This is a genomic window from Plastoroseomonas arctica (assembly GCF_018128965.1).
Taxonomy (GTDB): domain Bacteria; phylum Pseudomonadota; class Alphaproteobacteria; order Acetobacterales; family Acetobacteraceae; genus Plastoroseomonas; species Plastoroseomonas arctica.
This window is the reverse complement of the sequence record NZ_JAAEDH010000002.1, coordinates 205,609-225,378: the sequence shown is the minus strand read 5'-3', so window position 1 is coordinate 225,378 and position 19,770 is coordinate 205,609. Positions and strand designations below refer to the sequence as shown.

The 19,770-nt window shown below is 70.5% G+C and carries 24 protein-coding genes; 12 read left to right on the top strand and 12 right to left on the bottom strand.

The genetic code is table 11. The features are described from left to right. Position 1: 1 nt before the first annotated feature. Genes GXW79_RS03300 through GXW79_RS03260 form a run of 9 tightly spaced genes read left to right on the top strand, consistent with a single transcriptional unit; the run spans position 2 to position 7,733 of the window. Entirely contained in the window at positions 2 to 334 is a 333-nt protein-coding gene (locus GXW79_RS03300) for a LapA family protein (RefSeq protein WP_211872830.1), read from the top strand. Beyond that, a complete protein-coding gene (pyrF, locus tag GXW79_RS03295; RefSeq protein WP_367614796.1) occupies positions 334 to 1,032 on the top strand; it encodes an orotidine-5'-phosphate decarboxylase in 699 nt (232 codons plus the stop codon). The genes GXW79_RS03300 and pyrF overlap by 1 nt, the downstream gene beginning before the upstream one ends. Next, positions 1,029 to 1,664, top strand: coding sequence for a phosphoribosylanthranilate isomerase (locus GXW79_RS03290; RefSeq protein WP_211872826.1), 636 nt, complete (start codon positions 1,029 to 1,031; stop codon positions 1,662 to 1,664). The genes pyrF and GXW79_RS03290 overlap by 4 nt, the downstream gene beginning before the upstream one ends. Before the next feature lie 49 nt (positions 1,665 to 1,713). Next, positions 1,714 to 2,949: a tryptophan synthase subunit beta gene (trpB, locus tag GXW79_RS03285; RefSeq protein ID WP_211872824.1), complete on the top strand. Its 1,236-nt coding sequence runs from the start codon at positions 1,714 to 1,716 to the stop codon at positions 2,947 to 2,949. Further along, entirely contained in the window at positions 2,946 to 3,758 is an 813-nt protein-coding gene (gene trpA / locus GXW79_RS03280) for a tryptophan synthase subunit alpha (RefSeq protein ID WP_211872822.1), read from the top strand. The genes trpB and trpA overlap by 4 nt, the downstream gene beginning before the upstream one ends. Next, positions 3,755 to 4,681, top strand: coding sequence for an acetyl-CoA carboxylase, carboxyltransferase subunit beta (gene accD, locus GXW79_RS03275; protein WP_211872820.1), 927 nt, complete (start codon positions 3,755 to 3,757; stop codon positions 4,679 to 4,681). The genes trpA and accD overlap by 4 nt, the downstream gene beginning before the upstream one ends. A gap of 6 nt (positions 4,682 to 4,687) precedes the next feature. Next, positions 4,688 to 5,980, top strand: a complete 1,293-nt coding sequence (locus GXW79_RS03270; RefSeq protein ID WP_211872815.1) for a bifunctional folylpolyglutamate synthase/dihydrofolate synthase — start codon at positions 4,688 to 4,690, stop codon at positions 5,978 to 5,980. 4 nt (positions 5,981 to 5,984) lie between these two features. Further along, positions 5,985 to 6,899 carry a hypothetical protein gene (locus GXW79_RS03265; RefSeq protein WP_211872813.1) on the top strand — a complete coding sequence of 305 codons (915 nt, stop codon included), beginning with the start codon at positions 5,985 to 5,987 and terminating at the stop codon, positions 6,897 to 6,899. A gap of 57 nt (positions 6,900 to 6,956) precedes the next feature. Continuing rightward, positions 6,957 to 7,733: a fumarylacetoacetate hydrolase family protein gene (locus tag GXW79_RS03260; protein ID WP_211872811.1), complete on the top strand. Its 777-nt coding sequence runs from the start codon at positions 6,957 to 6,959 to the stop codon at positions 7,731 to 7,733. A 3-nt stretch (positions 7,734 to 7,736) separates the two neighbouring features. Here GXW79_RS03260 and GXW79_RS03255 read toward each other — a convergent pair whose 3' ends face one another. The 5 genes from GXW79_RS03255 to GXW79_RS03235 form a co-directional block, all read right to left on the bottom strand. Further along, the gene (locus tag GXW79_RS03255; RefSeq protein ID WP_211872809.1) at positions 7,737 to 8,138 is read right to left on the bottom strand and encodes a VOC family protein; all 402 of its coding nucleotides are present in this window, start codon (positions 8,136 to 8,138) and stop codon (positions 7,737 to 7,739) included. 4 nt (positions 8,139 to 8,142) lie between these two features. Beyond that, positions 8,143 to 9,126: a 2-dehydropantoate 2-reductase gene (locus GXW79_RS03250; RefSeq protein WP_211872807.1), complete on the bottom strand. Its 984-nt coding sequence runs from the start codon at positions 9,124 to 9,126 to the stop codon at positions 8,143 to 8,145. Next, on the bottom strand, positions 9,123 to 9,557 hold the full coding sequence (locus GXW79_RS03245; RefSeq protein ID WP_367614784.1) for a VOC family protein: 435 nt from the start codon (positions 9,555 to 9,557) through the stop codon (positions 9,123 to 9,125). Before GXW79_RS03245 ends, GXW79_RS03250 begins: the two co-directional genes overlap by 4 nt. Then, a complete protein-coding gene (locus GXW79_RS03240) occupies positions 9,478 to 10,995 on the bottom strand; it encodes an acyl--CoA ligase (RefSeq protein ID WP_211872804.1) in 1,518 nt (505 codons plus the stop codon). Before GXW79_RS03240 ends, GXW79_RS03245 begins: the two co-directional genes overlap by 80 nt. Before the next feature lie 75 nt (positions 10,996 to 11,070). Next, positions 11,071 to 11,649, bottom strand: a complete 579-nt coding sequence (locus GXW79_RS03235; RefSeq protein ID WP_211872802.1) for a DUF7002 family protein — start codon at positions 11,647 to 11,649, stop codon at positions 11,071 to 11,073. A gap of 120 nt (positions 11,650 to 11,769) precedes the next feature. Between GXW79_RS03235 and GXW79_RS03230 the strand changes: the two genes are divergently transcribed. After that, the gene (locus GXW79_RS03230) at positions 11,770 to 12,213 is read left to right on the top strand and encodes a M23 family metallopeptidase (protein ID WP_211872800.1); all 444 of its coding nucleotides are present in this window, start codon (positions 11,770 to 11,772) and stop codon (positions 12,211 to 12,213) included. Here GXW79_RS03230 and GXW79_RS03225 read toward each other — a convergent pair. The 3 genes from GXW79_RS03225 to GXW79_RS03215 are packed head-to-tail and all read right to left on the bottom strand — an operon-like array spanning position 12,210 to position 14,480. Further along, a complete protein-coding gene (locus GXW79_RS03225; protein ID WP_211872798.1) occupies positions 12,210 to 13,037 on the bottom strand; it encodes a substrate-binding domain-containing protein in 828 nt (275 codons plus the stop codon). The genes GXW79_RS03230 and GXW79_RS03225 overlap by 4 nt on opposite strands. Before the next feature lie 19 nt (positions 13,038 to 13,056). Then, entirely contained in the window at positions 13,057 to 13,776 is a 720-nt protein-coding gene (locus GXW79_RS03220; protein WP_211872796.1) for an ATP-binding cassette domain-containing protein, read from the bottom strand. Further along, positions 13,776 to 14,480 (bottom strand): ABC transporter permease, encoded by a 705-nt coding sequence (locus tag GXW79_RS03215; protein WP_246503663.1) that lies wholly within the window; start codon positions 14,478 to 14,480, stop codon positions 13,776 to 13,778. The genes GXW79_RS03220 and GXW79_RS03215 overlap by 1 nt, the downstream gene beginning before the upstream one ends. Positions 14,481 to 14,580: 100 nt before the next feature. On the opposite strand from GXW79_RS03215, the gene GXW79_RS03210 reads away from it, so the two are divergent. Beyond that, entirely contained in the window at positions 14,581 to 15,453 is an 873-nt protein-coding gene (locus GXW79_RS03210; RefSeq protein WP_211872792.1) for a helix-turn-helix transcriptional regulator, read from the top strand. On the opposite strand, the gene GXW79_RS03205 is transcribed toward GXW79_RS03210, so the two are convergent. From GXW79_RS03205 to GXW79_RS03190, 4 genes are read right to left on the bottom strand one after another with little or no spacing between them, the layout of a single operon-like run. After that, on the bottom strand, positions 15,450 to 15,878 hold the full coding sequence (locus tag GXW79_RS03205) for a PaaI family thioesterase (RefSeq protein WP_211872790.1): 429 nt from the start codon (positions 15,876 to 15,878) through the stop codon (positions 15,450 to 15,452). The two genes, GXW79_RS03210 and GXW79_RS03205, sit on opposite strands and share 4 nt — an antisense overlap. A 33-nt stretch (positions 15,879 to 15,911) precedes the next feature. After that, a complete protein-coding gene (gene motA / locus GXW79_RS03200) occupies positions 15,912 to 16,778 on the bottom strand; it encodes a flagellar motor stator protein MotA (RefSeq protein WP_211872789.1) in 867 nt (288 codons plus the stop codon). Next, positions 16,775 to 17,815: a flagellar motor protein MotB gene (locus GXW79_RS03195; protein ID WP_211872787.1), complete on the bottom strand. Its 1,041-nt coding sequence runs from the start codon at positions 17,813 to 17,815 to the stop codon at positions 16,775 to 16,777. The genes motA and GXW79_RS03195 overlap by 4 nt, the downstream gene beginning before the upstream one ends. Before the next feature lie 36 nt (positions 17,816 to 17,851). Further along, positions 17,852 to 18,583 carry an aspartate/glutamate racemase family protein gene (locus GXW79_RS03190; RefSeq protein WP_211872785.1) on the bottom strand — a complete coding sequence of 244 codons (732 nt, stop codon included), beginning with the start codon at positions 18,581 to 18,583 and terminating at the stop codon, positions 17,852 to 17,854. 175 nt (positions 18,584 to 18,758) lie between these two features. Between GXW79_RS03190 and GXW79_RS03185 the strand changes: the two genes are divergently transcribed. After that, positions 18,759 to 19,712: an ABC transporter permease gene (locus GXW79_RS03185; protein ID WP_211872783.1), complete on the top strand. Its 954-nt coding sequence runs from the start codon at positions 18,759 to 18,761 to the stop codon at positions 19,710 to 19,712. Positions 19,713 to 19,770 lie beyond the last annotated feature (58 nt).

The window sequence follows — 19,770 nt, the reverse complement described above, 5'->3', positions numbered from 1 at the left end:
CATGCTGCGCTGGTTGCTGATCGGGCCCTTCGTGCTGGTCATCGTGCTGTTCGCGCTGAGCAATTCCGCGCCGGTGGCGCTGCGGCTGTGGCCCTTCGACCTGGCGTGGCAGGTGCCGCTGTCGCTCGCGGTGCTGATCATCGCCGGGGTGTTCTTCCTCCTCGGTGCGATCATCGCCTGGCTCGCTTCGCTGCCCGCGCGCGGTCGCGCCCGCGACCTGCGCGGGCAGGTCCAGACGCTGGAGATGGAACTGGCGCGCTATCGCGCCGAGGCCGAGACCGAACGGCAGCGGGACGTGAACGGGGCCTCGCGCGCGCTCCGCCCTGTGGCGTGATCGCGCGGCCGCGCAGCGCCCAAGCGAGGATCATCGCGGCTATTGATACCGGGGAAGCTGCACGAGCGGATGCGCTGTCGGCCATGCTCGCGCCCTGCTGTGGGCTGCTGAAGGTCGGGCTGGAGCTGTTCTGCGCGCTGGGGCCGGCGAAGGTCGCGCGCCCACTGCCAGTGTTTTTGGACCTCAAGCTGCACGACATCCCGAACACGGTGGCGGGCGCGGTACGCAGCCTGCTGCCGCTCGCACCCGCGATGCTGACGCTGCACGCCGCGGGCGGTGCGGCGATGATTGCCGCCGCGCGGGAGGCGGCGGAACGCGCCGGCGGCCTACGGCCGATGCTGCTCGCGGTCACGGTGCTCACCAGCATGGATGACGCGGCGCTGCGGCAGACGGGCATCGCCGACGACCCCGCCGCGCAGGTGCTGCGTCTCGCTCGGATGGCCATGGCGGCTGGTGCCGATGGGCTGGTCTGCTCGCCGCGCGAGGTCGCGATGCTGCGCGACGCGCTTGGCGAGGAACCCTTCCTGGTGGTACCCGGCGTGCGCCCGCCCGGCAGTGACGCGGGCGACCAGGCACGCACCGCCACGCCCGCCGAGGCGGTGGCCGCCGGCGCCGACTGGATCGTCGTGGGCCGGCCCATCACCGGCGCGCCGGACCCGGCCGCGGCGGCGCGTGCGATCGAGGCGAGCCTCGCATGATCGTCAAAATCTGCGGCATCAAGGACGCGATCGGCTTCGATGCGGCGTTGGCGAGCGGCGCCGATCTGCTGGGCTTCGTGTTCTTCCCGGCCTCTCCGCGCGCCGTCACGCCGGCCGAAGCGGGCGCGCTGTCCCGGCGCCACGCCGGCGGCCCGGGCCGGGTGGGGCTTTTCGTGGACCCGACCGATGCGGCCATCGCGTCGGTGCTTGATGTCTGCCCGCTCGACCTGATCCAATTGCATGGCGAGGAGGACCCGGCGCGCTGCGCGGCGGTGCGCGCGCGCTTCGGCGTGCCCGTGATGAAGGCGCTGGGCATCGCCGAGGCCGCCGATCTGGATGCCCTGGCCGGCTTCGCGCCAGTGGTGGACCGCTTCCTGCTCGACGCGAAGCCGCCGCCCGGCGCCGCACTCCCCGGCGGCAATGCCGCGCCCTTCGACTGGGGGCTGATGGCGGGGCGCGACGTGCCAAAACCCTGGCTGCTGGCGGGGGGGCTGACGCCTGCCAATGTGGCCGAGGCCATCCGCGCCTCGGGCGCGCCGGGGGTCGATGTCTCCTCCGGGGTCGAGCGCGCGCGGGGCGTGAAGGACCCGCGCCTGATCGCCGATTTCATCCGCGCCGCCCGCGCCGGGTAGCGAAACCGCGCCCGCGACGCTATGTGACGCCTTCGCTGAGGAATCGCCTGTGAACGAAATCCCAAACTCCTTCCGCCAAGGCCCTGACAGCCGCGGCCGCTTCGGCCAGTTCGGCGGCCGCTTCGTCGCCGAGACGCTGATGCCGCTGATCCTCGAGGTCGAGGCCGCCTATGAATCCTCCAAGACCGACCAGGCCTTCCAGGATGAATGGCGCCGACTGCTGACGGACTACGTCGGCCGCCCGAGCCCGCTGTGGTTCGCCGAGCGCGTGACCGCGCATGTCCGAAAGACGGCTGCGCCCGGCAAGGGAGCGAAAATCTACTTCAAGCGCGACGAGCTGAACCATACCGGCGCGCACAAGATCAATGCCGTGCTCGGCCAGATCCTGCTGGCCAAGAAGATGGGCAAGACGCGCATCATCGCCGAGACCGGCGCCGGCCAGCATGGTGTGGCCACCGCCACAGCCTGCGCGCTGTTCGACCTGCCCTGCACCGTCTTCATGGGCGCGACTGATGTCGAGCGGCAGCAGCCCAACGTGTTCCGCATGAAGCTGCTCGGCGCGGAAGTGCGCCCGGTGACCGCCGGCGCCGGCACGCTGAAGGACGCAATGAACGAGGCGCTGCGCTACTGGGTCGCGAACGTCACCGACACCTATTACTGCATCGGCACCGTCGCCGGCCCGCACCCCTATCCGATGATGGTGCGCGATTTCCAGAGCGTGATCGGCGAGGAGACGCGCGTGCAGATGCAGGCCGCCGAGGGACGCCTGCCCGATGCGCTGGTCGCCGCGATCGGCGGCGGGTCCAACGCGATGGGCCTGTTCTATCCGTTCCTCGATGATTCGTCGGTGGAGATGTTCGGCGTCGAGGCCGCAGGGCGCGGTCTGGATACGCATGAGCACGCGGCGTCGCTCTCCAAAGGCCGGCCTGGCGTGCTGCACGGCAACCGCATGTACCTGCTGCAGGATGATGACGGCCAGGTGCAGGAGGCGCATTCGATCAGCGCCGGGCTGGACTATCCCGGCGTCGGCCCGGAGCATTCCTGGCTGCACGAGATCGGCCGCGTCCAATACGTGAGTGCCACCGATGACGACGCGCTGGATGCGTTCCAGTTGTGCTCGCGCCTCGAGGGCATCATCCCCGCCCTGGAACCCGCGCACGCGCTGGCCGCGACGCTGCGCCTCGCCGCGGATATGGATGCGGACAAGATCATCGTGATGAACATGTGCGGCCGCGGCGACAAGGACATCTTCACCGTGGCGAAGCTGCTCGGAGAGCGTCTATGAGCCGCATCGCCGCGCGGTTCGAGAGCCTCAAGGGCAGCCGTGGGGCTCTGGTCACCTACCTCCAGGCCTACGACCCCGACCCCGCGACCTCGCTCGCCATCCTGCGCGGGCTGCCGGGCGCGGGTGCCGATATCCTCGAAATCGGCATGCCCTTCACCGACCCGATGGCCGATGGCCCCTCCATCCAGCTCTCCGCGCAGCGCGCGCTCAAGGCGGGTGCCACGCTGTCGCGCGTGCTTGCGCTCGTGCGCGATTTCCGTGCCGAAGATGCGACGACGCCGGTGGTTCTGATGGGCTACTACAACCCCATTCTCACCTACGGCATCGCGCGGTTCTGCACCGAGGCGGCGTCCTCCGGCGTCGATGGCCTCATCATCGTCGACGTGCCGCCCGAGGAGGCGGATGAGATCGAGCCCGATGCGCGCGCGCATGGCTTGGATCTGATCCGGCTGGTGGCACCCACCACCGATGATGCGCGGCTGCCGCGCGTGCTCGCGGCGACGTCGGGCTTCGTCTACTACGTCGCGATTCTCGGCATCACGGGGACGAAGAGTGCGACGCGTGAATCGCTCACGGCCGAGATTCCGCGCATACGTGCGCATACGGACCTTCCCCTCGTGATCGGCTTTGGCATCCGCACGCCCGCGCAGGCGGCCGAGGCGGCGTCCATCGGCGATGGCGCCGCCGTCGGCACCGCGCTGGTCGATGTGCTGGCCGGCAGCCTCGATGAGCAGGGCCGCGCGAAGCCCGACACCGTGCGGAAGGTGCTGGACGCGGTGCGGGCCCTGGCAGAGGAGATCCGCCGATGAACTGGATCAGCGAATGGGCGCTGCCCAAGATCAAGACGCTGTTCGGCGCGCCGCGGGAGGTGCCGGAGAATCTCTGGCACAAATGCGAAGCCTGCGAGCAGATGATCTTCCATCGCGACCTCGAGCGCGCGCTGCATGTCTGCACGCATTGCGGCCACCACATGCGCATCGGCGCGGCTCGCCGGCTGGAATACACCTTCGACGCCGGCTTCAGCCGCATCGAGCTGCCGCGCGTCCCCACCGACCCGCTGCGCTTCCGCGACCAGCGCCGCTACGCGGATCGGCTGCGCGAGGCGCAGGCGAAATCCGCAATGGATGACGCGATCGCCGTGGCACACGGCACCATCGAGGGCCATCGCGCCGTCGTCGCGGCCTTCGAATTCGCCTTCATGGCCGGCTCGATGGGCGCGGGCGTGGGCGAGGGCATCGTCACCGCCGCGCGCCTCGCCGTGCTTCAGGACGCGCCGCTGATCGTCTTCACCGCCTCGGGTGGCGCGCGCATGCAGGAAGGCGCTGTGAGCCTGATGCAGATGCCGCGCACCGTGATCGCGACGCGGCTGGTGAAGGAGGCCGGGCTGCCCTTCATCGTGGTCATGTGCGACCCGACCACGGGCGGCGTGACGGCGAGCTTCGCCATGCTGGGCGACATCCAGATCGCGGAGCCGGGCGCGCTCATCGGCTTCGCCGGCGCACGGGTCATCGAGCAGACGGTGCGCGAAAAACTGCCCGAGGGATTCCAGCGCGCCGAGTATCTGCTCGAGCACGGCATCCTCGACCTGGTGGTCGCGCGCGGCGCAATGCGCGAGACGCTCGGCCGCATTATTGGCCTTTTGCGTGTGCCGCTGGTGGTGCCGCCCGAGCCCGAGCCGGTGGTCGAGCCGCTGATCGCGCTGCCGCCGCCGGAACCCGCCGCGACCAGCTGACGCGCCATGACCCAGGGCCGCAGCGAGGCCATCCTTGAGCGACTTCACGCGCTGCATCCGCGGCTGATCGACCTCAGCCTGAACCGGATGTGGGGCGTGCTCGCGGCACTCGGTCACCCGGAGCGGCGACTGCCGCCTGTGATCCATGTCGCCGGCACCAACGGCAAGGGCAGCACCTGCGCCTTCCTCCGCGCCATCGCGGAGGCGGCAGGCCTGCGCGTGCACGTCTTCACCTCCCCGCATCTGGTCCGTTTCGCCGAGCGCATCCGGCTCGCTGGTGAGCTGGTGAGCGAGACCGCACTGAGCGACGCCTTCGAGCTGGCGGAACGGGTGAATGCCGGCGCGCCGATCACGATCTTCGAGATCACCACCGCCGCCGCCTTCTGGCTTTTCGCGGAGGTGCCGGCGGATCTGCTGATCCTCGAAGTCGGCCTCGGCGGTCGCTACGACGCGACCAACGTCATCGACACGCCGGTCGCGACCGCCATCACCAGCCTGTCCATGGACCACATGGAATTTCTCGGCGACACGCTCGCAGCCATCGCCTTCGAGAAGGCGGGCATCATCAAGCCCGGCGTGCCCTGCGCCACCGCGCTGCATGCGCCGGACGCCGCCGCCGTGGTCGCGGAGGTCGCGGCGGCACAGGACGCGCCGGTGCTCGCGCGCGGCAGCGCGTGGAGCGCGGAACCCCATAATGGTGGGATGCGCTATCGCGACGCGCGCGCCACTCTGGACCTGCCCGCGCCCGCGCTGCCCGGTCCGCACCAGTTCGAAAATGCCGGCATTGCCATCACGGCCCTGCGTGCCTGGGACCCGCCCTGGCTGACGCAGGTCGAGATCGCGCGCGGGATCGCCTCGGCTACCTGGCCCGCGCGGCTGCAGCGGCTGCACGGGGCGCTCGCGCACATGCTGCCGCCGGGGTGGGAGCTGTGGCTGGATGGCGGACACAATGCCGGGGCGGGCCAGGCGCTCGCCGGGCATCTGCCGGCCTGGCGCGACAGGCCGCTGCACCTCGTCGTCGGCATGAAGAAGGGCAAGGCGAGCGGGGAGTTCCTGCACCCGCTGCTCGGCCTCGCGGACGCGATCTACGCCGTGGCCGAACCCGGGCAGCACCTCGCGATGCCGGTCGAGGATATCGTCGCGGCTTCGGGCGGCGTTGCGCAGGCGGGTCCGCGCATCGCCGATGCGCTGGCGCGCATCGCCGGCCCGCCTGGGCGCGTGCTGATCTGCGGCAGCCTCTATCTCGCCGGCGAGGTGTTGAAGGATGATGCGCAGACGGCCCCGCTGGCGCTCGCCTGAACCGATGAGGCGACGCGCATTCATCGCCGTCGCCGGCGCGCTCTGCACAACGCGCGCCATGGCGCAGGGTGCGGCGATGCAGGACCTGATGCCCGTCTTCTGGGACGTGTTCGACCGGCACGCGGCGGCCGACACCAATGCCCACGCGCTCGCGATCAGGGACGCGTTCTTCGTCCCGCAGATCGCCGCCTATCGCGCGGCGGGGATCGGCCGCGTCGACCTCGCCCAGTGGCTCGTCGCCTTCATGCCGATGGCGCCAGAGGTGCGGCGCCTGTCGCTGGCCTTCCCTTCGCGATGGCGCGCGCATGCGGCGCGCTTCGCGCTGGCGCTGCCGGACGCCGCGCCGGCCTCGGTGACGGTGCTGCCCTCCTTCTTCTGGTTCGATGCGCGGGTGCGCGTCCTGCCCGACGGCCCGGCGCTGTTCATCGGCCCCGACAGCGTGGTGCGTGTGCATGGCCAGAACGCTGACCTCGCGATCCTGCTCGACCATGAATCCTTCCACCTCTACCACCACCAGGTGAATCCCTCCCTGGTGCTGCCCGGCGGCGACCCGTTGTGGCTCGGCATCTGGAAGGAAGGCCTGGCGGTGCAGGCCTGCGCGATGCTGCATCCCGGGGCCTCGCGCCAGGAGGTGCTGTTGGGCGACGCGGCGCTCGCCGCGATTGACGCGGGCCTGCTGCGCCGCGTCGCGCGGGAGGTGCTGCCGCTGCTCGGCGCGACGGGCGGCGAGGCGCGGGCGCGCTATCTCAGCTACGGCTATGTGCGCGATATCCCTGCACGTAGCGGCTATGCGCTGGGCTTCGCCATCGCCGCGCGCCTGGCGGAGCGGCGCGGCCTGGATCTGCCCTCGCTCGCGCGGCTGCCGGCGGCCGAGGTGGAAATCATGCTGCGCGACGAGGCCACCACGCTCGCGGGCTGAGTCCTCGCGGCGCCGCAGCATATGTGTATTCTCGATAGTGAAGAACGGGAGTGCGGCATGGCGATCTGGGTGCGGTATCGGCGCGACGGCGCGGACGGCTTCGGCGTGCTCGACGACGACACCATCGCCGCGCATACCGGGGACCTCTTCGCCGAAGCGGCGCCGACCGGCGAGCAGGTGCCGCTCGCGGATGTGGCGCTGCTGGCACCCGCGCGGCCCCGCCGCTTCGTCGGCCTGTGGAACAATTTCCACGAGGCGGCCGCGAAGAACGGTCTCGCGACGCCTGCCGTGCCGCTGTGGTTCCTGAAGAACCCCGGCTGCGTCGTCGGGCCGGAGGCTACGATCCGCCCGCCCGCCAGCTACGCCGGCCGCGTGGTCTACGAGGGTGAGCTCGGCGTCGTCATCGGCGCGCGCTGCGCCGGCGTGGACGAGGCGAACGCCGAGCGCGCCATCTTCGGCTACACCTGCGTGAACGACGTCACCGCGCTCGACCTGCTGACCGAGGACGCGTCTTTTCCGCAATGGGCGCGCGCCAAGGGCTGCGAGACATTCGGGCCGCTTGGGCCGGGGATCGCGACGAATCTCGATTGGCTGACCGCGCGGGTGCGCGTCGCCATCAATGGGCGCGTTCGGCAGGATTATCCGCTGGCGGACATGATCATTCGGCCTGCGCGCATCATCGCGCTCATCTCGCGCGAGATGGCGCTGGAAGCCGGCGACGTCATCGCCTGCGGCACATCGCTGGGTGCGGTGTCGATGAAGCCCGGCAGCGTGGTGGAAGTCTCCATCGACGGTATCGGCACGCTGCGCAACCGCTTCGAAGCGGCGGCGTGACGGTCAGCCCGGCGGCGGCCCGGGCATCCAGAACACCTCGATGATGTGCCCGTCGGGGTCCGCAAATCCGTGGCTGTACATGAAGCCCATGTCCTTCGCCTCGGCATAGGTCGCGCCGCCGGCGGCCAGCGCCTTGTCGACCATCGCATCCACCGCCTCGCGGCTTTCGCAATCCAGGGCCAGCAGCACCTCGCTCACCTGGTGCGCGTCCGCGATTGGCTTGGGCGTGAAGCCGGCGAAGAAGGGATGCGTCAGCAGCATGATGTAGTTGTGCTCGGACAGCACGATGCTGCTCGCCATCTCGTTGGAGAATTGCGGATTGGTCGGAAATCCGAGCGCATTGTAGAAGGCCGTCGCGCGCGGCAGGTCGGTGACCGGCAGGTTGATGAACACTTTTTGCGTCATGGCATCAGCCTCCGTAGCAGCCGGCGGTGCGGGCGCGCGCGCGCACCAGAGCAAGTGTCGCGGCGCAGATCGGCGCCGACAGACCGGTGAGCTCGGCCAGTTCGATCACGACGCCGAGCAGCGCATCAATCTCCATCGGGCGCCCGCGCTCGAGGTCCTGCAGCATCGAGGTCTTGTGCGCGCCCACCTCGGCGGCACCAGCGATGCGCTTGTCCACATCGACGCCGAAGCGAATGCCCAGCGCCTCGCCGATCGCCTGCGCCTCGATCATCATCGCGCGCGCGACGCCGCGCTGGCCGGGATCGGCGGTGAGCACGTCGAGCGTGGCGCCGGTGAGCGCGCTGATCGGGTTGAAGGCGAGGTTGCCCCAGAGCTTCACCCACATCTCGTCGCGGATCTTTGGGCGGATTGGCGCCTTGAAGCCGGCGGCGATCAGCGCCTCGGAGAGCGCCACGATGCGCGGCGTTCGGGTGCCATCGGGCTCGCCCAGCGTGAACCGGTCGCCATAGGTGTGCTCGATCACGCCGGGTTCCGGCACGTCGGCCGCGGGATAGACGATGCAGCCGATGGCACGCTCGGGCGGGAGCAGCGACCACACCGTGCCATCGGGATCGACGCTGTGCAGGCGATGCCCCGCATGGGGGCCGGGATGAGCGTGGAAATACCACCACGGGATGCCGTTGACCGCGCTCACGATCGCGGTCTCCGGCCCGATCAGCCCCTGCATCTGCGGCGCAGCACCGGGCAGCGCATGCGCCTTGAGCGTGATCAGCACATAATCCTGCGGCCCGGCCTCCTCCGCCGTTGCGACGCAGCGCGGATGGGTCACGATCTCTTGCCCCTCGGAGCGCAGGGTCAGGCCGTTTTCCTGCATCGCCGCGAGGTGCGGGCCGCGCGCGATGACGGTGACCTCCACGTCGCCCTTCGCCGCGAGCTTTGCCGCCATCAGCCCGCCGATCGCGCCGGCGCCGAACACACAAAGCTTCATGACCGTTGCTGCCCGAAATAGAGGATGTGCCCCTGGTCGTCGGTCGCGATCATCTCGCGCATGCCCCAGGGCGTGTCGTGCGGCGGCTCGACGATCGCGACGTTGCGCGCGGCGATCGCATCGAGATCATCGACGGAGACGTAGAGATGGAAATGACTGCCGCGGCGACTTGCTTGATGCTGGGACCGGGTTCCGCGACGTGCTTGATGTGCACCATCTGCCCCGCCGCCTCGATTGCCGCATACCCATCGCCGAAGCGCCAGGCGAGCGCCCAGCCCATGCGCTGCGTGTAGAAGCGGATCGAGGCTTCGCGGTCGGTTGCGCGCAGCTGAGCGACGATGGCGCGCACGCTCATCGCGACGCGAGGCCCAGCTTTTCGGCCAGACCGATGCGCATGAGCTTGCCCGTCGCCCCCTTGGGAATTTCGGCAAGGAACACGATGGTCTTCGGCACCTTGAAATCGGCCAGGTATTTTGAGGCGAAATCGCGCAGCTCGCGCTCGCTCGGCGCGTGACCGTCGCGCAGCACCACCGCCGCGCCGACCTCCTCGCCGAGCTTGTCGTGCGGGATGGCAAAGGTGAGGCACTGCGCGACCGCCGGATGATCGCTGAGGATGCCGTCGACCTCGAGGGGGGACACCTTCTCGCCGCCGCGGTTGATGATTTCCTTCAGGCGCCCTGTCAGCAGCAGGAAGCCATCCTCGTCCAATAGCCCCTGGTCGCCGGTGCGGAACCAACCCTGGTAAAATGCCTTCGCGTTCGCATCCGGATTGGCCTCGTAGCCGAGCGTCACGTTCGGGCCACGGATCACCACCTCGCCGATCTCGCCCTGCGGCAGCAGCGTGCCGTCATCGGCCATGATGCCGACCTCCGGCCCGGCGGCGATTCCGACGAGGCCAGGCTTGCGCGGCCCCGCGAGCGGGTTGGACGCCATCTGGTGCGCGGCCTCGGTCATGCCATAGCTCTCGACCAGCGGGCAGCCGAACACCTCCTCCATCTGGCGCATCACGGGGCCGGGCATCGAGGCGGAGGATGAGCGGATGAAGCGCAGCCGCCGGCGCACGATCACCTCCGCATTGCGTGGCGCGCGCGCGAGGATGGTCTGGTGCATCGTCGGCACCGCCGTGTACCAGCTCGGCGCTTCCTCATCGAGCCAGCGGAAGAACTTCAGCGCGTCGAACCCTGGCGTGCAGACCACCGCACCCCCGGCCGCGATGGAGGACAGCACCGCCGCGATCAGGCCGTGGATATGGAACAGCGGCATCACGTTCAGGCAGGCATCGGCGGGCGACAGCGCCAGCGTCTCGCCGATATGCCGCGCGGAGGCGGTGATGTTGGTCTGCGTCAGCGGCACGATTTTGGGCCGCGCCGTGGTGCCGGAGGTGTGCAGCACGAGCGCGATGTCGCCCGGCTCCGCGGGACCGGGCAGCGCGGCCGCGCCCGGCGTGCCGCCCGCAAGCGTGAAGGCGCCCGCCTCCGGCCCTGCCGTGAGCTCCACGACGGGCACGCCCAGGCGCGCGGCAGCTTCCCGCGCCGGGGTCTCGTGGCCGGCGGCGACGACCAGCGCGCGGGCCTTGAGGTCGGCGATGTAGAATTCGAACTCTTCCGCCCGATAAGCCGGGTTGAGCGGCGCGGTGGTGGCGTAGGCCGCGATGGAGAGGAAGGCCGTCGCCATCTCCGGCCCGTTCGGCAGCACGATCGCGACACGGTCCTGCCGGCCGATGCCATGCGCGTTCAGCCAGGCGCCGGTCTGCCCCGTCAGCGCGCGCAGCCCGGCATAGGTGAGCGCGGCGCGGCCTTCCGGGGCGCGGATTGCGGCGGCATCGGCGGCGCCGGCGGCGAGGAGCGCGGTGACGGTGTTGGCGGACATGGGGGCGGGTTCCTCGGGTATTTTCCGGATCATCGCGGAAACGGGGGGAGGCGCAAGATCAGGACTCGCCAATGGTTACTCTGGTGGGATGGTCACGTCGAACCGGACGGTTGGAGGGATGCCACCCTCGATGACGATTTCATGGATCGGTGTGCGCGGAGCCCAACCATCGGTGAGCCGGTAATCCTCGTAATGGCGCAGCCGGCGTCCATCGGGCGGGCTCCGATCGATGAAGCCGTTGTTAAAACGGCAGAAGCGCAAAACGCATCCGGCCTGCCGCAGCGCCGATGTGGTGAAGGCGATGATCGTCTGCGCGCGCGCAGGCTCGGCCCTTAGGAGATCGAGCGCCGCCTTTCGCGTCGGGAACAGGAAGACCTGGGCGTTGATGAAGCGGCGCCAGGCATCGAGCGTGATGCTAGGGTCGAGCCGGGACCGCAGCGCAGCATCGGACATGCCCTGACGTCGCAGGGTGGCGCGACCAACCGGCGTGTCCAGCATGCACCAGCGACGGCGGTTCTCGCCAAGATCGGCGTGGGCGCCAAGCAACCCGCACAGGCGTTCGGCCGAAATCAGGCCATGCTGCGTGATGCCAGCGAGCGCGGCGCAGTCGGTCACATGGAACAGGGTGGGAAACCGGCTGTCGAAGGTGGTCATGACGGTTCCTGCTCAGAACGTGCACATCCGTGGGGTGCGGCATCGGCGGTCGTGACGTATGGGTGGCTAATGTCCCGGTCCAGCCCTCGACCGCGCCTTTGTCCGACGGCGCTGGCCCTCATGCTCCTCGCGACACCCCTCGCGGCGCAGCCCAACCTGGTCGCGCCGCTATCGCCCGCCTGCATCTCCTCACCCTTCGGCGCGCGCGGACCGGGCGGGCCGCGCGCGTCGCGGCTACACAGCGGCATGGACATCCCCGCACCCGCGGGCGCCTGGGTGCGCGCCGCCGCCGCCGGGCGCATCGCCTGGGTGCGCCGTCGTGGCGCCGCGGGTCTGGAGGTGGAGGTGGTCCATCCCGGCGGCCTCGCCACCCGCTACGCGCATCTCGGCACAGTGGCGCCCACCATCGCGTCGGGCCGGCGCGACGTGGCGCAGGGCGAGGCGCTCGGCCGCGTCGGGCGCACCGGCGTCACCTACGGCACGCACCTGCATTTCGAGGCGCTGGTCGGCGGCGTCCGGGTGGACCCCGCGACGCTGCTGCCGCTGCCGGCCTGCGTGCGCTAGGACACCGGCTCCGGCACGGTCGCATTCGGGAAGAACAGCTGCTCGCCGTTGATCTGGTAGCCCGCGATCGCCGCCTGGCCGGCGGGGGCCACGATCCAGTCGATGAAGCGCTGCGCCTCGGCCACCTTTACATGCAGGTGGCGCTGCGGGTTCACCAGCATCACGCCATACTGGTTGAACAGCCGCGCATCGCCTTCGACCACGATCCGGAGATCCTGGCGATTGCGGAAGGCCAGCCAAGTGCCGCGATCGGCCAGGATATAGGCGCCCTGCGCCGCGGCGGTGTTCAACGCCGGACCCATCCCCTGGCCAACCTCCCGATACCAGGCGCCGCGCCCGGCGACAGGATCCACGCCCGCCTGCTGCCACAGCCGCAGCTCCGCCGCATGGGTGCCGGAGCGGTCCCCGCGCGAGACGAAGGGCGCGCGCGCGGCGGCGATCCGGCGCAGCGCCTCGGCCGTGTCGCGCTGACCCGCAATGCCGGCCGGGTCGGCGGCCGGGCCGATGAGGACGAAGTCATTGAACATCACGTGCAGGCGCGGACCGCCCGCACCTTCGGCCACGAAGCGTTCCTCGGCCGGCCGGTCATGCACGAAGACCAGGTCGGCATCGCCGCGCCGCCCCACATCCAGCGCTTGTCCGGTGCCGAGTGCCACGACCCGCACCGCAATGCCCGTCTCGCGCGTGAAAATCGGCAGCAGGTGGCCGAACAGGCCGGATTGCTCGGTGCTGGTGGTGCTGGCAATGGTGATGCTGCGCTCCTGAGCCAAAGCGGGCAGGGACAGCAGGGCGACCAGGGCTGCGGCAAGGAAGCGGCGGTGCATCGGTACTCTCCTCAAGCGTTCACCACACCAGAGCGCCGGCAAGAAACGCGGCGGCTTCGGGGGTGGCAGGGTGAGCGAAGAATTGCGCGGCCGGCGACTGCTCCAGCAGCCGCCCGCGATGGAGGAACAGCGCCTCACCGGCGAGGCGGCGCGCCTGCGCAAGGTCATGCGTCGTCATCACGATCTTTGTGCCCGCGGCGGAGAGTTGCGCAATGATCGCCTCCACCGCCTGAGTCGCGGCGGGGTCGAGGCTGGCGCAGGGCTCGTCCAGGAACAGGATCTCCGGCCGCAACGCGGCGGCGCGGCCTAGGGCGAGGCGCTGCTGCTCGCCGACCGACAGCGTGCGGGCGGGACGGTCGGCCAGCGCCGCCAGGCCCACCAGCTCCAGCGCGGCGCGGGCGCGCGCGTCGCGCTCCCCGCGCGCCAGTCCGGCGAGGCCCAGCGGATATGTTGTGTTGGCCAGCACCGAGCGGCGCAGCAGCACCGGCCGCTGGAACACCATCGCCTGGCGCGGCCGCGGATCGGCGATGCCGGACCAGTGGATGCGCCCGGCGCTCGGCGCCAGCAGCCCGTGCAGCAGCCGCAGCAGCACGCTCTTCCCCGCACCGTTTGGACCGATGATGACCGAGGGCGGCCCAGCCTCGATGGTCAGCGACACGTCGTGCAGGATCGGCTGCCCGCCATGGGCGAAGCCCAGGGCCTCCGTCGTCAGCGGCAGGATGGTGTCGGGCGCCCGCATCAGCCGGCCCAGCGCGTGGCGGCGCCACGCAGCGTCTGGGCAGCCGCGTTCACGCCAAGCACGATCGCCATCAGCACCATGCCCAGCGCGAGGGCCAGCGGCAGGTCCCCCTTGCTGGTTTCCAGCGCGATGGCCGTGGTCATCACGCGCGTAAAGCCCTCGATGTTGCCGCCCACGATCATCACCGCGCCGACCTCGGCACTCGCCCGCCCGAAGCCGGCCAGCAGCACGGTGAGCAGCGCGAAGCGCCCGTCCCACAGCAGAGTGGGGATGGCGCGCCAGGGACCGGCGCCGAAGGAGCGCAGCTGCTCGGCATATTCCTCCCAGTAGCTCTCCAGCACCTGCCGCGTCAGCGCCGCGAGGATCGGTGCGATCAGCACCGCCTGCGCGGCGATCATCGCGCCGGGCGTGAACAGCAGCCCGAGCGAGCCCAGCGGGCCGGAGCGCGACAGCAGCAGGTAGACCAGCAGCCCGCACACCACTGGCGGCAGGCCCATGAGCGCATTCAACGTCACGATCAGCGCGCCGCGCCCGGGAAACCGCGCGACGGCCAGCAGCGCGCCGAGTGGGAGCCCGACCAGAGCCGCAATCACGACGGCGGAGAGGCTGACCCGCAGCGACAGCCCGATGATGCCCAGCACGGCGGGGTCGCCACCCGCAAGCAGGCCCGCGGCGGCGGCAAAGGCGGCACTGAGGTCGTTCAAGGCGCACTCCCGGTTGCGCGGAAGCTGATGCCGGCGCCAAAGTCGGTCAATGACGGATTGCGCCGGGACGTCGTCATGATTTGCTGGTATCTGCCGATGCATGCCGGATGTGCTGACCCTGCGTGAAGCGGCCACCTATCTCCGCCTGTCCGAACGGACGCTCTATGACCTCGCGCGAGCGCGGCGCGTGCCGGCGGCGCAACTCGGCGGCAAATGGCTGTTTCCGCGCAGTCGGCTGGAGGCCTGGCTTGCCGCGCAGGCCGATGCCGCGCCGCCGCTCTCCCCACCGCCCATCCTGGCCGGCAGCCACGACCCGCTGCTTGACTGGGCCGTGCGCCAATCCGGCTGCGGCCTGGCCTTGCGCGCCGGCGGCAGCCTCGACGGGCTCGCGGCGCTGGCCGCCGGCGAGGCCATCGCGGCGGGCGCGCACCTGCTGGACCCCGACAGCGGCGCCTTCAACGAGCCCGCAACGCGCGACCTGCTGGCCGGGCGCGGCGTCGTCGGCATCACCTGGGCCTGGCGCGAGCAGGGGCTGCTGGTCGCACCGGGCAATCCCATGGCGCTGGCCGGCGTGACCGATCTCGCGCGTCCAGGGCTGCGGGTGATCGGGCGGCAACCGCGCGCCGGCAGCCATATCCTGCTCGGCCATCTTCTGGCGGAGGCGGGCGTGCGCCTCGCGCAGGTGGGGTTCCTGCCGGCGCCGGCGCTCGCCGAGGATGAGGTCGCCGCCGCGGTGGCGGAAGGCCGCGCCGATGCCGGCTTCGGCATCCGCGCCGAGGCCGCCGCGCGCGGCCTCGACTTCGTGCCGCTGATCCGCGAACGCTTCGACCTGATCATGGAGCGTCGCCAGTATTTTGGGGCGCCGCTGCAGACGCTGCTGGCCTTCGCGCGCTCGGCGCCTTTCCACGAGCGTGCCGCGCGAATGGGGGGATACGACGTCGCGGCGAACGGCGCCGTCGCGTTCAGCCTTTAGGGCGCGACGCCTTCGGGCACTTCGCTGCCGGTGCGGAAGCGGTGCGTCGAGGCGCCAAAGGCCACCATGCGCCCCTCCGGATCGAACACCTCCGTGCGGGCGAAGAAGATGCTGCGACCGGCGGAAGCGACGCGGCCTTCCGCGCTGAGCACGCCGCCGGCGATCTGGCCGGTGAAGCGGCAATCAAGATCCACCGTCACCGCGCGCCGCACATGTCCCGGCACGGTGCAGAACAGCCCCGAGAACGCCGCCGCCTGGTCGATCAACGCGAGGATCACGCCGCCATGCACGATGCCCGATCGGTTCATGTGCTGCGGCCCGATGCGGCAGATCATGCGCGCGAAGCCGGCCCGCCACTCCGCCAGCTCGAGCCCGAGCAGGTCATGAAAGGGCGAGGCGGTGAAGGGGAAGGGGTCGTGGTCCATGGTCGCTTTGCTTGTGGCGGTCGGTGCGAAAGGTCAAGCGATCTGCAGGTCCTGCAACGCCTGCTCGAGTTCCAGGAAACTCGGCATGTAGTTGCTCGGCACTGCCTTGCGCCCGGTCTCGACGGCGACCTGAGGGGCATTGCCGTGCAAATGCGCCACGACCACGGAGGCGATCACCTGGAAGTACTTGCCCTCCTCGTCGTAGATGCCCTTCAGCCGCGCGGCCAGCGGCCCCATCAGCCCATAGGCCAGCAGCACGCCGAGGAAGGTGCCGACCAGCGCGCCGCCGATCATCCCGCCGAGCACCGCGGGGGGCTGGTTGATCGAGGCCATGGTCTTGATCACGCCGAGCACCGCCGCGACGATGCCGAGCGCGGGCAGCGCGTCGGCGATGTTCTGCATGGCGTGGCTTGCATGCATCTCCTCGTGATGGATCTTCTTCAGCTCCTTGGACATGATGTCCTCGATCTGGTGGGAATCGTCGGAGTTCATCCCCACCATGCGCAGGTAGTCGCAGATGAGGCTGGTCGCGTGGTGGTCCGCCGCGAGGCGGGGGAATTTCTGGAAGGCCGCGCTCTCCTCGGGTTTCTCGATGTGCGGTTCCAGCGCCATCGGGCCCTTGGTCTGCGCCAGGCGCACGAGGAAATACAACAGGCTCAGCAGGTCCATGTAGTCGGACTTGTGGTACTTCGCGCCCTTGAGGATCTTCCCGAAGCCGCCGAGCGTGTGCTTCACGTCATGCATGCTGTTGGACATGATGAAGGCGCCGATTGCCGCACCGCCGATCTGCATGCCCTCGAAGGGCAGGGCATGCAGGATGATGTCGAAATGCCCGCCGGCGAGCACGTAGCCGCCGAACACCGTCGCCATCAGGAAGACGAAGCCACCGATCGAGGTCATCGGGTGGGCGCATCCGGCGGCACCTGCCGGATCAGGGTGATCGACACGCGCCGGTTGCCCGGGTTGGTCGGCTGGTCGCGGATCAGCAGGTCGCGGTCGGCCTGGCCGGAGACGCTGCGCATCCGCGCCTCGCCCACGCCCGCCTCGGTCAGCAGGCGGCGGGTGGCATTGGCGCGATCGGCCGAGAGGTCCCAGTTGCTCCCGGTGCCGCGGAACGGCGTCGCGTCGGTGTGTCCGGCGATGGCGATGGCATTGGGCAGGCGCTGGATCACCTGCGCGACGCGCGTCATCAGCGCCCGCGCGCGCTCGTTGAGCACGGTGCCGCCGAGGGCGAACATCGGCTGCCGCTCGGCGTCGAGCAGCTGGATGCGCAGGCCCTCGGGCACCTGCTCGACCATCAGCTGCCGCGCCATGTCGGCGAGTGCGGGGTCGGTCTCGACCGCCTGGCGCAGCTGCTCGGCGGCCTGTTCGAAGGCGGCCTGCTCGCGCCGCGCGAGCTCGGCGCGGAGTTCGGACTCGCGCAGCTGCTCGGGGTCGGGGCGTTCGGCGGGGTGGGCGGCGGGGGCCTCGCGCGGCGGGGCGGGGCCGGCGCGGGCGCCCTCGGGGGTCGCCAGGGTGCGGCGCGCCTCGGTCTCGGTTTCGCCCAGCGGGCCATCGTGGCGGGTCATCGGCGTGGCCGGGGTGGTGCTGTCATCCTCCTCGATGTCGAGCACGGTGACCGGGCCGACCTGTACCTCCGGCCGGCCGGTGGAGGCGGTCATCGGGCCGGGATCGTGCGGCGTGCGCCCGCCGAAGGGCTGGCCGGAGCCCGAGGTGCTCTGCGCCATCAAGTTGGCCATCGAGAAGTAGTCGGCGAGGCCGCGGCGCTTTTCCTCGTCCGTCGCGTTGAGCAGCCACATCAGCAGGAAGAATGCCATCATCGCGGTGACGAAATCCGCATAGGCGACCTTCCACGCGCCGCCATGGTGGCCGTGCGCGGCCTCCTCGATCCGCTTGATGATGATGGTGCCGCCCTTGCGGCCATTTCTCGCGCTCATGCGCGGCAGGATGCGGCAGCGACGTTTAAGCGCCCGCTAATGCGCCCCGAGCAAAGCCGCGAGCGCGGGCGAAAGCCCCGCCTGCGGCGCCTGCGCCACGCCGGCCGTGGCCTGCGCGCCCGCCTCGGCGGCGCGGAGCAGGGCGCAGTCCAGGCTGTCGAGGACAGGCACGGGCACCGCATCCGAGAGGCGCTGCGCGAGCCCGGCGAGGCCGGCGCCGCCGAGTACCACCGCGCCGCAGCCCTCCGCCGCCGCGGCGCGGGTCGCCTCGGCCAGCAGCGCGAGCGCCGCCTCGGGGTTGGCCGCGATCATGTCGCCCGTCGGCGCCACGGCGTGCACCAGGACCCGATCCGCCCCCAGGCCGCGCGCGAGACAGAACTCCTCCAGCATCGGCACCCAGCCGGCACCGCCGGTGAGGAAGGCGATACGCGGCGCGATCCGGTGCCCGATGGCGAGGCTCGCCTCCGCCATGCCCTGCACCGGGATGGGCAGGATCTCCCGCGCCGCCTCCAGCCCCGGCTCGCCGAAGCAGGCGATGATGGCGCCGGCATGGTCGGGCCGCAGGTTCGTGGCCAGCGCGTCGAGCACGGCGTGGCCGGCGATGGCGACCGCCGCGCGGGTCGCGATGTAGCGCGCGCCGAACCGCGCGGTCACCGCCTCAAGCCGCAGATGCCCCAGCCCAAGCCGGGGCAGGGCGGCCTGGGCGCGGCCCAGGATCAGCGCGGTGATCGCCGGGTCCGTGTTGCCGTTGATCAGGAGAAGCTTCATTGCGTTGCAAAATGCCTTTCCGCTGGGCAGGCCAGGACAGCCGATCACGCGCTTAGCGCGCGCGGCGCCGTGGGACGGAGCCGTGGCACGCGCCTTGCGAACCCCATGCCGTCAGCACCCCGGCCGCGGCGCGCCTGGCGCCCGAATCCCGGCGATCGCTGTTCGTGAGGTTGCCATGATCCTCTATCTCGTCCGCCGCATCCTCTATGCCGTGCCGATCGCGCTCGCGGTCGGGTTCTTCTGCTTCATGCTGGTGCAGATCGCCCCGGGCGACCCGATCAACGCCATCGTCCCGCCCGACGCGCCGGGCGACGTGGTGGAGCAGGTGCGCCGCGACTATGGCCTGGACAAGCCGCTGCCGGTGCAATTCGGCCTGTGGCTGATGAAGGTGGTGCAGGGCGACCTGGGCCGCTCGCTCGCCACCGGCCGCCCGGTGTGGTCCGACCTTCAGACGGCCATCGGCAATACGCTGACGCTGGCGGTCTGCGCCGCCCTGCTGGGCTTCATCATCGGCTGCATCCTGGGCGGGCTGGCCGGCACGTTCCGCGGCACCATCCTCGACCGCGTGGCCACGACCTTCGCCGTCGCCGGCGTCTCCGTGCCGCATTACTGGCTCGGGATGGTGATGGTGGTGATCTTCTCGGTGCAGCTGAACTGGCTTCCGGCAATGGGCGCGGGCCCCGGCGGCAGCTCCGACTGGTCATGGAACTGGGAGCATATGCAGCACCTGGTGCTCCCGGCGATCACCCTGTCGGTCATCCCGATGGGCATCGTCACACGCACGGTGCGCGGCATCGTCTCGGAGATCATGAACCAGGAATTCGTCACGGCCTTGCGCGGCAAAGGGCTGCGGCGCTTCGACGTGTTCCTCCATGTCGTGAAGAACGCCGCACCCAACGCGCTGGCGATCATGGGGCTGCAGCTGGGCTACCTGATGGGTGGCTCGATCCTGGTGGAGACGGTGTTCTCCTGGCCGGGGACGGGGCTGCTGCTGAACTCCGCCATCTTCCAGCGCGACCTGCCGGTGCTGCAGGGCACGATCCTGGTGCTCGCGATGTTTTTTGTCGCACTCAACCTGGCGGTGGATCTGATGCAGACCGCGCTCGACCCGAGGATCAAGCGCGCATGAGCGCGCTCGATCCTCGGACACCTTTTGTCTCGCCTCCGGCAAGATGGATCAAGCGCGC